The sequence below is a fragment of the Neisseria sp. P0021.S005 genome (assembly GCF_051956955.1).
In genome coordinates this window covers 1-429 of the sequence record NZ_JBQCWY010001011.1, presented here as the reverse complement: position 1 = coordinate 429, position 429 = coordinate 1, and the positions used below count along the sequence as shown (strand labels likewise).

1 protein-coding gene is annotated in these 429 nt (G+C 51.7%); it reads left to right on the top strand.

From position 1 onward, the window contains the following. The coding region (locus tag ACTHUE_RS20635; protein WP_440424346.1) for a hypothetical protein at positions 1 to 429 on the top strand (429 nt) is incomplete at both ends.

Sequence of the window (429 nt, the reverse complement as noted above, 5' to 3'; positions counted from 1 at the left end):
GCATAACACACAAAGCACAACCAGCACACAAGCCAGCCCCACACAACCAACCAAAAACACGTCCACCACCACAAACAACACGGACCCCAAAAACACAACACCCAACCCCGCCAACACCAAAACCAAAAAAACCACCAACAAAGACAACCACAAAACCAGCCCGAACCAACCCAACAACAACCGCACCCAAAACACACCCAACCCAAACCAACGCCCCAACAAAAACAAAAAACCCAACACACACACCAACAACAAACCACACCACAACAACACCCCACACCACAACCAAAACAAAAACAACCCCCCCAACAACCCAAACCCACGCAACCCCCCCAGCCACCACCCACACACACAAACCCCCCCAACAAACACGAACAACACTCAAGCCAACCTCCAAACCGCCGCCCAAGACCATGCGGACACCAAAAA